A 12,565-nucleotide genomic window follows, 5' to 3' on the forward strand; every position below is an offset into this window, starting at 1 on the left:
GACCGGACGAGGCCGGCGGAGGGGTGTTGTTGCCGGAGGGGCGGGGCGCCGGGGGCGCGGTGAACTCCGGACCGGCGGGGGCCGGCTTGCTCTGCGCCGGCTTGGGGCCGGGGCGCGGGGCGGGGCCGGGGCGCGGACCGTCCTGACGAGGACCGTCCTGGCGCTGGCTCTCCTGGCGGGGACCGTCCGTGGGACGGGGAGTGGGCGCCGAGGGGCCGGGGGTCGGGGCGCCCGGCCTGGGGGCGCCCGGCTTGGGGGCGCCCGGCTTGCGGGGCGCCGCGGGCTTCGCGGCACGGCGGTTGCTGCCGCCACCGTCGAAGGCGTCTGTCAGCTTGCGTACTACTGGCGCCTCGATCGTCGAGGACGCCGAACGGACGAATTCACCAAGTTCTTGGAGCTTGGCCATGACGACCTTGCTCTCCACTCCAAGCTCCTTGGCGAGCTCGTATACCCGGACCTTAGCCACTTCGCTCCTTATCGGGTCCGGGGTGGGTCGTCCGCCGGACCGTCGCTACTTCACGGGCGTACTCATCGCGTACTCATCGAGTGCTCATCGCAATCTCGACCTACTTCCAACTCGCGAGGTACTGAGCCGTGCGGAGGTTCCGCACGCCTTCACCGACATGGACCGATCCGACGCGCATCGCGCGCTCACGGCCCGGGGAATCCGACCTGTTGCTCCAGCGGCGCGGTGTCCAACGCGCCCGTGGCCCGGAAGGCCCGTGGGAACGCCCGACGACGCAATGCCGACTCGAGACAGGCGGACACGGGATGCAGGTAGGCACCCCGGCCAGGCAGCGTACCGCGAAGATCGGGAAGGCATGTGTTCCCGATCAGCGCCACACGCAGCAGATCGTTCTGGGCCGAGCGTCGCCGACAGCCCACGCACGTACGTTCCGGGCAGGCCCGGGGGGACGTCCGGCCAGACATCATCGATTCTACCTCCTCGTGTGCGCCGCGGCCCTACCGGGTCACCGACGGCGCCTGCGGGGCCCCGGCCACAGCCGGGCACACACGCCCGGACCCGCCCCGGCCAGGCACGACACCGGAGCGCGCGGCGGGCAGCCGTCGTCGGGCGCCGGCCCCACCGCACTCGCACCGGCCCGGCGTCCTCCGACGGCCCCGTGGGGCCGGGGGACCGCCGGAGGACGACCTCAGGGACGTCGGGGCTCGGAGCCTTCCTCGCCCGGTTCGGTGTCGGGCCGGATGTCGATCCGCCACCCGGTCAGCCTCGCGGCGAGACGGGCGTTCTGCCCCTCCTTGCCGATGGCGAGGGAGAGCTGGTAGTCGGGGACGGTGACCCGCGCGGAGCGCGCGAACTCGTCGACGACCTCCACCCGGCTGACGCGGGCCGGCGACAGCGCGTGGGCGACCAGCTGGGCCGGGTCCTCGGACCAGTCGACGATGTCGATCTTCTCTCCGTTGAGCTCGGCCATGACGTTGCGGACCCGCCCGCCCATGGGACCGATACAGGCGCCCTTGGCGTTGAGTCCGGCGCGGGTCGAGCGCACGGCGATCTTGGTGCGGTGGCCGGCCTCGCGCGCGATGGCGGCGATCTCGACGGAGCCGTCGGCGATCTCGGGGACCTCCAGCTCGAAGAGCCGCTTCACCAGGTTGGGGTGGGTCCTCGACAGCGTGACCGAGGGGCCGCGCATGCCCCTGACGACGCGCACGACGTAGCTGCGCAACCGCGTGCCGTGGGTGTAGGGCTCCCCGGGCACCTGCTCCTGTGGGGGCAGGATCGCCTCGAGCCGTCCGATGTCGACCAGGACGTTCTTGGGGTCCTTGCCCTGCTGCACGACGCCGGTGACGATATCGCCCTCCCGGCCCGCGTACTCCCCGAAGGTCACGTCCTCCTCTGCGTCGCGCAGCCGCTGCAGGATGACCTGCTTGGCGGTGGTGGCAGCGATGCGGCCGAACCCGTCGGGGGTGTCGTCGAACTCGCGCGGTGCTGCGGGTGCCTCCCCCTCCGCGGGCTCCGGCAGGTCGGCCGGGTCCTCCTTCGCCCAGACCGTCACGTGACCGGTACGGCGGTCCAGCTCCACCCTCGCCACGCGACGGCTGCCGTCGGTGCGGTGGTAGGCGATCAACAGCGCGGATTCGATGGCCTCGACAAGGATGTCGAAGGAGATCTCCTTCTCCTGGACCAGTCCCCGCAGGGCGCTCATGTCGATGTCCATGCTCACGCCTCCTCGTCGGAGCGGCCGGCGGAGCCGGAGCCCTCGGTGTCGTCGTCACGGTCGGCCTTGCGGTTGAACTCGACCTCGCCCCGCGCGGAGCTGATGTCGTCGAACTCCACCCGGCGCGGCTTGGCCTTACGGCCCTTCTCACCCGGGATCTCGGTGTCCAGACCCTTCTCGTCCACCGCCAGGATGCGGACGGTCAGCTCCTCGCCCTGCTGCAGTCGCAGTCGGGCCAGTCGGCCGCGGGCCCGCAGGTAGTGGCGGCGCTGGGTGAACGGCCGGTCGGCGCCGGGCGAGGTGACCTCGAGCACGTAGGCGTCGGAGCCCAGCGGGTCGTCGGCGTCGAGACGCTCGGAGACGACCCTGCTGAGTTCGGCGCACTGGTCGAGCGAGACGCCGTCGTCACCCTCCAGCGTGTCCACCACCAGCTGCAGCACCCGACGCTTGCCCGCCTGCGTGACGCTGAGGTCCTCGAGGCCGATGCCGTGCTGTGCAGCCAAGGGCTCCAGCATCTCCCGCAGCCTGTCGATCTGGGTGGTGCTCATCCGGGTGACTCCTCGGCCGCGTCTGCTGTTGTGGCGTTCGGTGGGAGGCTCGGCGCCGGACCGCGGGGCGGTGCGGCGCGGTGACCGGCGGCCGGGTCCTGGCGACCTCCGGCTCCGGTGGCGCCGTGTCAACGACCGCGCCCACCCACAGTGCTCCACCCTAACGCCTCGCGTGTCCTCCCCGCCCGCCGCAGCGGCCGTAGGCCGACCGGGCGGCAGCCGCCGGGTGCGGCGGCCCGCACGGCGGGGGCCGACGGGGGCCCCGTCCACGCCCCGGTAGGCTCACCGCGTCCGCGTCCGGCGGCCTCCGGACCGCTCCGGGAGGCGCCCACCACACGACGCACCCATGGACTCACCCAGCCCGAACGAAACGACGGGGAGTGGCGCGCACCGTGCCCTGTGAGCTGTCCAGACGCACTCTGCTGGCTGGCGGCGGGGTTCTCCTCGCCGCGGCCCTGACAGGCTGTTCCGCCACCGGCCCGCGACAGGCCGCGGAACGCGCGGAGCGTTCCGCCGGCGCGCGGCGGCTGCGGGACGAGACCGAGGAGGACAGCCGCCTCCTGCTCGCCCGCTACGACGCGACGCTCGTCGCCCATCCCGACCTGACGGAGCGGCTGCTGCCGCTGCGGGGCACGGTCGAGGAGCACCTTGCCGCGGTCGTCGCCGGCGCCGCGGCCACCTCGGCATCGGTGCGCCGCGACGGCGACGGGGCCGCACGGCCCGGCGCCGGGCCGCCGTCCACCGCCCCGGAGGTCCCGGCGGAGCCGGAGGAGGCAGTCGCCGAGCTCGCCCGCTCGGAAGCCGAGCTGGCCGAACGGCGACTCCTCGCTCTGGCGGACGCCCCACCGGAACTGGCCCGCCTGCTGGCGTCGCTGGCCGCGGCCGGCGCCACGCAGTGCTACCTGCTCGACGGGACGCTGCCCGAGGACGAACCCGGCCTCCTCCCGGAGGCCCTGACAACGGAGGACGCGACATGACGGGGCTGTGGCCCGCTGCCGGAACAGGCACGGACGTGGGAGTGCTCGCGGCCCAGGCCGCGCTCGCCGCGGAACACGCCACGGTCTACGGGTACGGGGTGGTCGGCGCGTGGGCGGGGCAGGAGGTGCGTCCGCAGGTCCGCGGCCTGCTCGAGGCGCACCGCGGGCAGCGCGACGAGTTGCGGCAGACCGTGCGCGAGCTCGGCGGGGCCCCTGTAGCCGCGTCGGCCGGGTACTCGCTGCCGTTCCCGGTGGGCGACGTGGCCTCGGCCAGGGACCTGGCGGCGGAGTTGGAGGAGCGCCTGGCCGGGGCGTACGCGGACCTGGTCCGCGCCAGCGACGGCGCCTCGCGGCTCGCCGCGGCGCGGGCGCTGCGGCGCTCGGCGCTCCGTTCCGCGTGGTGGCGGGGCAGCGGACAGGCGCTGCCGGGGTTGGCCGAGCACTCGACCACCGGTGCGCGGAGGTGACCGCCGACGGCCCGCCGCTGGAACTTCCACAGCGTCTCGAAGAGGCGCAGAAACGTTTCGCGGCGCCATGGCTGCGCCGTCTGCCGGAGCTGACGGCGCAGGTTGCGACGGACTGGGACGTGACCGTGGAGCGCCCGGTCACGCCCGGTGGCCGGGCCTCGCTGACACTGCTGGTCCGCGGCGCGACCGGGGAGCCCCTGACCCTCAAGCTCCTGCCGTCAGGGGCCGCGGCGGAGCACGAGGCCGAAGCTCTTCGGGTGTGGCAGGGGCGTGGCGCGGTGCGGGTGATGCGTGGCGACGGGGCGCGCGGCGCCCTGCTGTTGGAACGGGCTCGCCCCGAGGTGTCGCTCCGGTCGCTGCCGGAGGCCAAGGCCGTACTGGAGACACTGTCCGTGGCGCACCGGCTGTGGCGTGAACCCGGCTCCGGCCACCGACTGCCGGACGTGTCCGAGGTGACGGCACCACAGGTCGCGCTGCTGCGTTCGGCTGCGGACGCCGAGCCGGACCTCGGCGAGACGGTCGAAGAGGCGCTGGCGATGCGGGCACGGCTGCTGGCGGAGGGGCCGGACGAGACCCGGATCCTCCACGGCGACCTGCGCCAGGGGACGGTGCTCGCGTCGCACTCCGAGCGCGCGCAGTGGCTGGCGGTCGGGCCGCACCCTCTGGTGGGTGAGCGCGCCTACGATCTGGCGCGCCCCGTGCGGGACCGGCTCCACGACCTGGTGGCGTCGTCCGGCGCCGCCGCCGTCACCCGCCGCCGGGTGCGCTCGCTGGCCGACGCGACGGAGGTCGACGCGGAGCGGCTCCGTGCGTGGGCCTTCTACCGCGCGGTGGAGGCCGCCGTGCGCGCCGTGGCCGAAGGCCGGCGGCGCGACGCCGAGGCGCTCCTGGAGTTCACGACCTGGCTGTGAGACCGCCGCATGGGAGGGGACGACACGCACGGGGCGGGTGGCGGGCTCGGGCGTACGGTGCGAGGCCCGGTGCCCCGTGCGTGACGCGAACAGGGGCAGCACGCGGTGCGTGACGGCGGACGGGCGGCCCGGCGGCGGCGGCCGGGCGGCGCCAGGCCCCGGGGGCCGCGCCGCTCAGGGCACGCAGCCGGCGGCAGGGGCGTCCTGCCCTTCCGGACGGCGGATCAGTGCGCCATGCGCCCGGGGCGGCTCTCCTGCCGCAGCAGGGGCAGCGGCGCCCCCATCACGGCGTAGGGGCGCGTCGCTGAGGGGAACCGCACCCTGCGCGCCAGGTCCCGGTAACCGAGAGCGCGGTAGAGCGAGCGGGCGGGGCTCTCGGTGTCGATGGCCGAGAGGAGCGTGCGGGGCTGGCTCACGATGTCGGTGAGGCCCGTGATGAGCGCTCTGCCGAGTCCGAGCCGCTGATGGGACGGCAGGACGTGGAGTTCGGTGATGGTGAAGGCGTCGTCCAGCCAGTCGTCGTGCCCGTTGCGCATCAGGTACGGCTCCACCACCGTGGACCACCACTGGGCCCGGTCGCACGGGACGCCGTAGACGAACCCCAGCAGCCGGCCGTCGTCGCCGGTGGCGCCGAAGGAGCGCGCCCCCGGCACGAGGAGGTGACGCAGCACGATGCCCCGCCGCACCCGCTGTTCCTCCAGGGACAGCCCGAAGGCCCGCGCCTGGACGTCCAGGGCGTCGTCGACGCGCGCGGTCAGGTCGAGCGGTCCGACGGCGACGTGGTTCATGATCGGAGACTAGCCCGCACGGGGCGTGAAGTCCCGGCCCCGTGCGGATCCGTTCGCCGGGGCCGGCCGGGGCCCGTGGCACGCCGCGCGCTCTCCGGTGCGGCGGCCGAGCGGTGCGCGTCCCGGCGGCGGACGCCCCTCCCCCGGACCGCGTCGGGTCGCATCGGCACGGAGGGCGACTCCGGCGAGCGACGGGCCCAGCCGGCCCCGGAGCGCCACCCTCGTGGGCATTCGGCCCATTTCACCGCAGGGGCATCCACGCAGGGGACGACCGCACCGCCTCCCGCCGCACCGGGGCGCACCGGGCAAGTCGCCCGTTACCCGAGAGCACCCAAGGTGCTCCTGTGGCGAATGGGCCCAGTGTGACTCGCGATGCACAGTGAGACTAGTTTCCGGATTCCGGACGGATGGCTTCGCTAAGAGGTCATCAGGAAGCATCGGAGCTGTCTCGAACCCATAACTCTGCCCAGCACGGGGTTCCTGTAATCGGTATGCATGGCATCAGAGTTAGCTCTCGTAGTGCCGACACGACGCCGGCGCATCACCAAGGAGCTTTTTGATGAGACGACCGAGGACGATCACCCGCGCAGCCGCGCTCGCGGGTGCCGTCATCCTCACCGCTGCGGCCTGTGGGAGCAGCGACGGTGACGGGGACGGCGGCAACAACGGGGGCAACGGCGGTAGCAACGCCGAGGGCGAGTACACCGGCGGCGAGGTCCGCGCCAACCTGAACAGCCCTCAGACGCTGATCCCCACGGACACCGTCGAGTCCGAGGGCGGCACCGTGGTGTCCGCCGTCTACTCCGGCCTCGTGGACTTCGACATCGACAGCGGGGAGGTGATCCACCTCGTCGCCGAGTCCATCGAGACCGAGGACAACCAGACCTGGGACATCACCGTCCGTGAGGGCCAGGAGTTCCACAACGGCGAGGCCGTGGACGCCGACGCGTTCATCCGCGCCTGGAACTACGGCGCCTACGGCGACAACGCCCAGCGCGGCTCGTTCTTCTTCGATGTGATCGAGGGCTACGACGAGATGCAGGAGGAGGGTTCCGACGTCACCGAGCTCTCCGGCCTGGAGAAGACCGGTGACCTCACCTTCACCGTCACGCTGAAGAGCCCCTTCACGACCTTCGAGGTCGCGCTCGGCCACAACGCGTTCATGCCGATGGCCCAGGCCTGCCTGGACGACACCGACGCGTGCAACACCGAGCCCATCGGCAACGGCCCGTTCAAGATGGCCGGCCCCTGGGAGCACGACGTCGAGATCCCGCTGGAGCGCTGGGAGGACTACGCCGGCGAGAACTCCGCGAACGTCGACACCCTGACGTTCAACATCTACGCCGACGCCCAGACGGCCTACAACGACCTGCAGGCCGGCAACCTGGACGTGCTGCGCACGACCCCGCCGGAGCTGCGGGACGAGGCGCGCAACCAGTTCGGTGACCGGTTCATCGAGGTGGCCACCTCGCAGATCACCAACCTGGCGTACCCGCTCTACGACGAGACCTTCGCCGACCCCAAGGTCCGCCAGGCCCTGTCGATGGCGGTCGACCGTCAGAAGATCATCGACAACGTGCTCCTCGGTGCCTTCGAGCCGGCCGACAGCTTCATCGCTCCGGTCATCCCCGGCTACCAGGAGGGCGTCTGCGAGTACTGCGAGTACGACCCGGACCGCGCCAATGAGCTGTGGGACGAGGTCGACTGGCCCGCGGACAAGAAGCTGCAGCTGCACTTCCACCCGGGCGCCGGCCACGACGAGTGGGTCGAGGCCGTCGGCATCGAGATCCAGAACACCCTCGGCATCGAGTTCGAGCTCCGCAACGAGCTGGAGTGGCCCGACCACCTGAACGCTCGTGACGACGAGGAGATGGAGGGTCCGTACCGCTCGGCGTGGATCATGAGCTACCCGTCGCAGGAGTACTACCTCAAGCCGCTCTACACCTCGAACGGCAGCTCGGCCGACACCGGCTGGACCAACGAGGACTTCGACCGCCTGGTGCGCGAGGGCGACGCCGCCCCGACGCTCGAGGAGGCGCAGGACCTGTACGCCGAGGCCGAGCAGATCCTGATGGAGGAAGTTCCCTCCATCCCGCTGTTCTACGGTCGCAGCTCCGCCGCCTACAACGACACCGTCGAGAACGTTGTCTACAACATCTACGAGACCAACCCGTCCTGGACTGACATTCAGGTGAAGTAACCCCCCTCTGCGGGCGGCAGCCGACGGCCTTACCCGGCCGTCGGCTGTCGCCTGTCAGGAACTTTCCCTGAGACGGTGTAATCCGAGGAGTCCCGATGGGCCGCTATATCATCCGTCGGCTGCTGCAATTCATACCCACGCTCGCCGGCGCGCTTTTCCTCCTGCACTACCTTTCTTCCCTTGCTGTCCAGCTCAACGGAAATCCGGCGCGCGCCATGTTCGGCGACCGTCGTCCTTCCGAGGCCATGCTGGCGGCCGTCCAGAAGCTGTACAACCTGGACGACCCCTGCCTCGAACAAGTGGGCAACCCCTGCTTCGGGCAGTTCGTCAACCGCGTGACCAGCCTCGCGCAGGGTGACCTCGGAACGAACTTCCGCGGACGCCCCGTGACCGAGATCATCGTGGACAGCCTCCCGCTCTCCGCACGACTCGCGGTCATCGCGCTGATCGTGCAGATCCTCATCGGGATCACCGCCGGCGTCTTCGCCGGTCTGCGCAACAAGGGCGTCATCGACTACGCGGTGAAGATCTCCACCGTCGTCATCATCGCCTTCCCCGTCTTCGTCCTCGGCAAGGTCATCCAGACCACCGTCAACGTGCCGGTGACCAACGCGCTGCGGGAGGCCTCCTGGGCCCCGGACTGGCTCGGCACCGTGTTCAGCATCAGTTACCAGGCCAACTCGCCATGGCTGAGTCTCCTGGTACCCGGAGTGGTGCTCGGAGCCCTGGGTCTGGCCACCACGGCACGTCTCACCCGCACCAGCCTCATCGAGAACCTGCACGCGGACTACGTGCGCACGGCGACGGCCAAGGGAATGCCGCGACGACGCGTCATCGGCGTTCACGCCCTGCGGAACTCCCTCATCCCGGTCGTCACCGACCTCGGCCTCTCCGTGGGTGTGCTGCTGAGCGGCGCCGTCGTGACCGAGGCCATCTTCAACATCCCCGGCGTGGGCTTCCAGTTGATCAACGCCATCCGGGTCGGCGAATCGCCGGTGATCGTCTCCCTGGTCACCTTCTTCGTGCTGATCTATCTCGTTGTCAACCTGCTCGTGGACCTGCTCTACGCCGTGCTCGACCCGAGGATCCGCTATGAGTGAGTCATCCCCCGGTGGCGGCGCCGCCACAAAGACCTCGGACCCGGCCTTCGGCGCGGTGCCCAAGGCATCGTCGGAGCGGGCCCGCAGCCTGTGGTCCGACGCTTGGCGTGACCTGCGCCGGGACCCGGTCTTCATCATCGCGTCGCTGATCGTGCTCGCGGTCATCTCGATGGTGCTGTTCCCCTCGCTGTGGACCAGCGGGGACCCCCGCGACTGCGACCTCGCGCGTGCGCGGCAGAAGCCCAGCTGGGACGCCCCGTTCGGCTTCTCGAACCTGGGTTGCGACTACTACGCGCAGGCCATCTACGGCGCCGGGCCCTCGATCCAGGTGGCGGTCTTCGCGACCATCGGCATCGCGATCATCGGCACCCTGTTCGGTGTGCTCTCGGGCTTCTACGGCGGCCTGGTCGACACGGTCATCTCCCGACTCGTGGACGTCGTCGCCGGCCTGCCGTTCCTGCTCGGCGCGGTCGTGCTGCTGGCCCTGATGCAGTCGCGGTCGGTGTGGGCGATCGTCTTCGTCCTCATCGCGTTGGCGTGGATCACCCTCACGCGTGTCATCAGAGGCACCGTGATGACCACCAAGAACATGGACTACGTCGCCGCGGCCAGGTCGCTCGGCGCGTCCGACCGACGGATCATCTTCCGCCACATCCTGCCGAACGCCATGGCGCCCGGCATCGTGGTCCTGACGATCGCGCTCGGTCTGTTCGTGTCGCTCGAGGCGACCCTGACCTTCCTCGGCGTCGGCCTGCGGGCTCCGACCGTCTCCTGGGGCGTCATGATCGTCCAGGGCCAGTCGCACGTCCTGAGCGGCTACCCGCACCTGCTGCTGGTGCCCTGCATGTTCCTCGTCACCACGGTCCTCGGGTTCATCCTGATGGGCGACGCCCTGCGTGACGCACTCGACCCGAAACTCCGCTGAGGTGCCCATGTCGATCGTCAGCAGAATGAAGAAGCAGACGGCGCCCTCGACGAGCGGCCGCCTCGAGACGGACAGCTCGGCGCCGCTGCTGGAGGTCGAGAACCTCCAGGTCGAGTTCCACACGCGCGACGGCATCGCCAAGGCCGTCAACGGCGTGACCTTCACCCTGGAGGCCGGACGCACCCGAGCGATCCTCGGCGAGTCCGGCTCCGGGAAGAGCGTCACCGCCCAGGCCATCATGGGCATCCTGGACAGCCCGCCCGGGTACGTCACCGGCGGCGCGGTGCGTCACCGCGGCGTGGACATGCTGAAGCTCAACCGCGAACAGCGGCGGCTGATGCGCGGTACCACGGTCGCGATGATCTTCCAGGACGCGCTCTCCGCGCTGAACCCCGTCTTCACGGTCGGTTTCCAGCTCGGCGAAATGTTCCGCGTGCACCGCGGCATGTCCCGCAAGGACGCCCGGAAGAAGGCGGTCGAGCTGCTCGACCTGGTCCGGATCCCGGGTGCCGCGCAGCGCGTGGACGACTACCCGCACCAGTTCTCCGGCGGCATGCGGCAGCGCGTGATGATCGCCATGGCGCTGGCGCTGGACCCCGAGATCCTGATCGCCGACGAGCCCACCACGGCGCTCGACGTGACGGTCCAGGCACAGATCATGAAGCTCCTCGCCGAACTCCAGGCGGAGCGCTCCATGGGCCTGCTGCTGATCACGCACGACATGGGCGTGGTCGCCGACGTCGCCGACGACATCTCCGTGATGTACGCCGGACGCGTCGTCGAGCAGGCCCCGGTGTCGGAGATCTACGAGTCCCCTGCCCACCCCTACACGAAGGCGCTGCTGGAGTCGATCCCGCGCGTCGACCTGCGGGGTCAGGAACTCAGCGTCATCAAGGGGCTGCCGCCCACGCTCACCGCGATGCCGCCCGGGTGCTCGTTCGCCCCGCGCTGCTACATGGCGCGTGAGAAGTGCCATGAAGAGGCGCCCCCGGCGTTCGACGTGGCCGCCGACCGGATCAGCCGCTGCCACTACTGGGACGAGGTGCACTCCGCATGAGCAAGAAGTCGGCGAAGGACACGCCGCGCGAGGAGAACCCGTCCGTCGACGCGGCGGTCGCATCGGACGACGCCGGCCGGGCCGAGGGCCCCGACGCCCCGAAGACGGACGCGTCGGGCACGAAGGCCACCTCGGACGCGAAGGTCGACGCCACGGACGAGAAGGCCACCACCGGGGGCGACGCCGGCAAGCCGGCCGCCACCGCGAAGGTGACCGAGGCGCCCCGTGCGGCCGAGCCCACCACCGCGCCGGTGCTCGACAAGGGCGAGAACGTGCTGGAGGTCCGTGACCTCGTCAAGCACTTCCCCATCACCCAGGGCATCGTGCTGCGCCGCAAGGTCGGCGCGGTCCAGGCGGTGGACGGCATCAACCTCGACCTCCGTCGCGGTGAGACCCTCGGCATCGTCGGCGAGTCCGGCTGCGGCAAGTCGACCCTCGCCAAGCTGTTGATCGGGCTGGAGCGTCCGACCTCCGGCACCATCAAGGTGCGGGGGCAGGACCTCACGGAGCTGCGGGGCGGCGACCTGCTGGCCGCGCGCCGCAACATCCAGATGGTCTTTCAGGACCCGTACACCTCGCTCAACCCGCGTATGACGGTGGGCGACCTGATCGGCGAGCCCTTCGAGATCCACACCGACGTCGTGCCCCGCCAGGGACGCCGGCAGCGGGTGCAGGAACTCCTGGAGCTCGTCGGCCTCAACCCCGACCACATCAACCGCTACCCGCACCAGTTCTCCGGCGGACAGCGGCAGCGCATCGGCATCGCCCGCGCGCTGGCGCTCGAACCCGAGGTGCTGCTCTGCGACGAGCCGGTGTCGGCGCTGGACGTGTCGATCCAGGCGCAGGTCATCAACCTCCTGGAGAAGCTCCAGGACGAACTCGGCCTGTCGTACCTGTTCATCGCGCACGACCTCTCCGTCGTCCGGCACATCGCGGACAAGCTGGGGGTCATGTACCTGGGCCGCGTCGTGGAGTACGGCAACGCCGAGGAGATCTACGAGGCGCCGACCCACCCGTACACGCAGGCGCTGCTGTCCGCGGTGCCGGTGCCCGACCCCAAGCTCCGCGGCATGCGGGACGAGATCGTGCTGGAGGGTGACGTGCCTTCGCCGGCCAACCCGCCCTCGGGCTGCCGGTTCCGTACCCGCTGCTGGAAGGCGGAGGACGTCTGCGCCGAGGAGACTCCGCTGCTGCAGGTGCGGGAGAACTCGCGTCACGCGAGTGCCTGCCACTTCGCGCAGAAGCGGGACGTGGTGCACGGGGCCGCCTGACCCCGGACCAGGAACGGACACGGCCCCCGACGGCACCGAGAGGTGCCGTCGGGGCCCGTCCGTGTCTCCGCCCCTCGGGGGGCGACCGCGCAACGGTCACGGGGCCGCCGGGCCGGGTGCACGGGGCCGCCCCGTGCACCC

Annotated in this window: 13 protein-coding genes; 8 read left to right on the forward strand and 5 right to left on the reverse strand. The window is 71.2% G+C overall.

Features of this window, described 5'->3' with window-relative positions; genetic code table 11:
• The 4 genes from HCJ92_RS16995 to rimP all read right to left on the reverse strand — a co-directional run.
• The coding region (locus HCJ92_RS16995) for a translation initiation factor IF-2 N-terminal domain-containing protein (RefSeq protein WP_338054222.1) at positions 1–466 on the reverse strand (466 nt) is incomplete at its 3' end.
• Positions 467–651: 185 nt separating this feature from the next.
• On the reverse strand, positions 652–930 hold the full coding sequence (locus tag HCJ92_RS17000; RefSeq protein ID WP_167934471.1) for a YlxR family protein: 279 nt from the start codon (positions 928–930) through the stop codon (positions 652–654).
• 224 nt (positions 931–1,154) lie between these two features.
• Positions 1,155–2,180, reverse strand: coding sequence for a transcription termination factor NusA (nusA, locus tag HCJ92_RS17005; RefSeq protein ID WP_167934461.1), 1,026 nt, complete (start codon positions 2,178–2,180; stop codon positions 1,155–1,157).
• Positions 2,181–2,182: 2 nt separating this feature from the next.
• Positions 2,183–2,728, reverse strand: coding sequence for a ribosome maturation factor RimP (rimP, locus tag HCJ92_RS17010; protein ID WP_167934462.1), 546 nt, complete (start codon positions 2,726–2,728; stop codon positions 2,183–2,185).
• 392 nt (positions 2,729–3,120) lie between these two features.
• Between rimP and HCJ92_RS17015 the strand changes: the two genes are divergently transcribed.
• The 3 genes from HCJ92_RS17015 to HCJ92_RS17025 are packed head-to-tail and all read left to right on the forward strand — an operon-like array spanning position 3,121 to position 5,083.
• Positions 3,121–3,705 (forward strand): hypothetical protein, encoded by a 585-nt coding sequence (locus HCJ92_RS17015; RefSeq protein ID WP_338054223.1) that lies wholly within the window; start codon positions 3,121–3,123, stop codon positions 3,703–3,705.
• Entirely contained in the window at positions 3,702–4,172 is a 471-nt protein-coding gene (locus HCJ92_RS17020) for a ferritin-like domain-containing protein (RefSeq protein WP_167934463.1), read from the forward strand. Before HCJ92_RS17015 ends, HCJ92_RS17020 begins: the two co-directional genes overlap by 4 nt.
• Entirely contained in the window at positions 4,169–5,083 is a 915-nt protein-coding gene (locus HCJ92_RS17025) for an aminoglycoside phosphotransferase family protein (RefSeq protein ID WP_167934464.1), read from the forward strand. The genes HCJ92_RS17020 and HCJ92_RS17025 overlap by 4 nt, the downstream gene beginning before the upstream one ends.
• 224 nt (positions 5,084–5,307) lie before the next feature.
• Here HCJ92_RS17025 and HCJ92_RS17030 read toward each other — a convergent pair whose 3' ends face one another.
• Positions 5,308–5,871: a GNAT family N-acetyltransferase gene (locus HCJ92_RS17030; protein ID WP_167934465.1), complete on the reverse strand. Its 564-nt coding sequence runs from the start codon at positions 5,869–5,871 to the stop codon at positions 5,308–5,310.
• A gap of 559 nt (positions 5,872–6,430) precedes the next feature.
• On the opposite strand from HCJ92_RS17030, the gene HCJ92_RS17035 reads away from it, so the two are divergent.
• The 5 genes from HCJ92_RS17035 (at position 6,431) to HCJ92_RS17055 (ending at position 12,424) form a co-directional block, all read left to right on the forward strand.
• A complete protein-coding gene (locus HCJ92_RS17035; RefSeq protein WP_167934466.1) occupies positions 6,431–8,071 on the forward strand; it encodes a peptide ABC transporter substrate-binding protein in 1,641 nt (546 codons plus the stop codon).
• Positions 8,072–8,166: 95 nt separating this feature from the next.
• Positions 8,167–9,171, forward strand: a complete 1,005-nt coding sequence (locus HCJ92_RS17040; RefSeq protein WP_167934467.1) for an ABC transporter permease — start codon at positions 8,167–8,169, stop codon at positions 9,169–9,171.
• A complete protein-coding gene (locus HCJ92_RS17045; protein WP_167934468.1) occupies positions 9,164–10,096 on the forward strand; it encodes an ABC transporter permease in 933 nt (310 codons plus the stop codon). The genes HCJ92_RS17040 and HCJ92_RS17045 overlap by 8 nt, the downstream gene beginning before the upstream one ends.
• A gap of 25 nt (positions 10,097–10,121) precedes the next feature.
• Positions 10,122–11,153: an ABC transporter ATP-binding protein gene (locus HCJ92_RS17050; protein ID WP_167934469.1), complete on the forward strand. Its 1,032-nt coding sequence runs from the start codon at positions 10,122–10,124 to the stop codon at positions 11,151–11,153.
• Positions 11,150–12,424, forward strand: coding sequence for an ABC transporter ATP-binding protein (locus tag HCJ92_RS17055; RefSeq protein ID WP_167934470.1), 1,275 nt, complete (start codon positions 11,150–11,152; stop codon positions 12,422–12,424). The genes HCJ92_RS17050 and HCJ92_RS17055 overlap by 4 nt, the downstream gene beginning before the upstream one ends.
• Positions 12,425–12,565 lie beyond the last annotated feature (141 nt).

This window comes from Streptomyces spiramenti, from assembly GCF_012034385.1.
GTDB lineage: Bacteria > Actinomycetota > Actinomycetes > Streptomycetales > Streptomycetaceae > Streptomyces > Streptomyces spiramenti.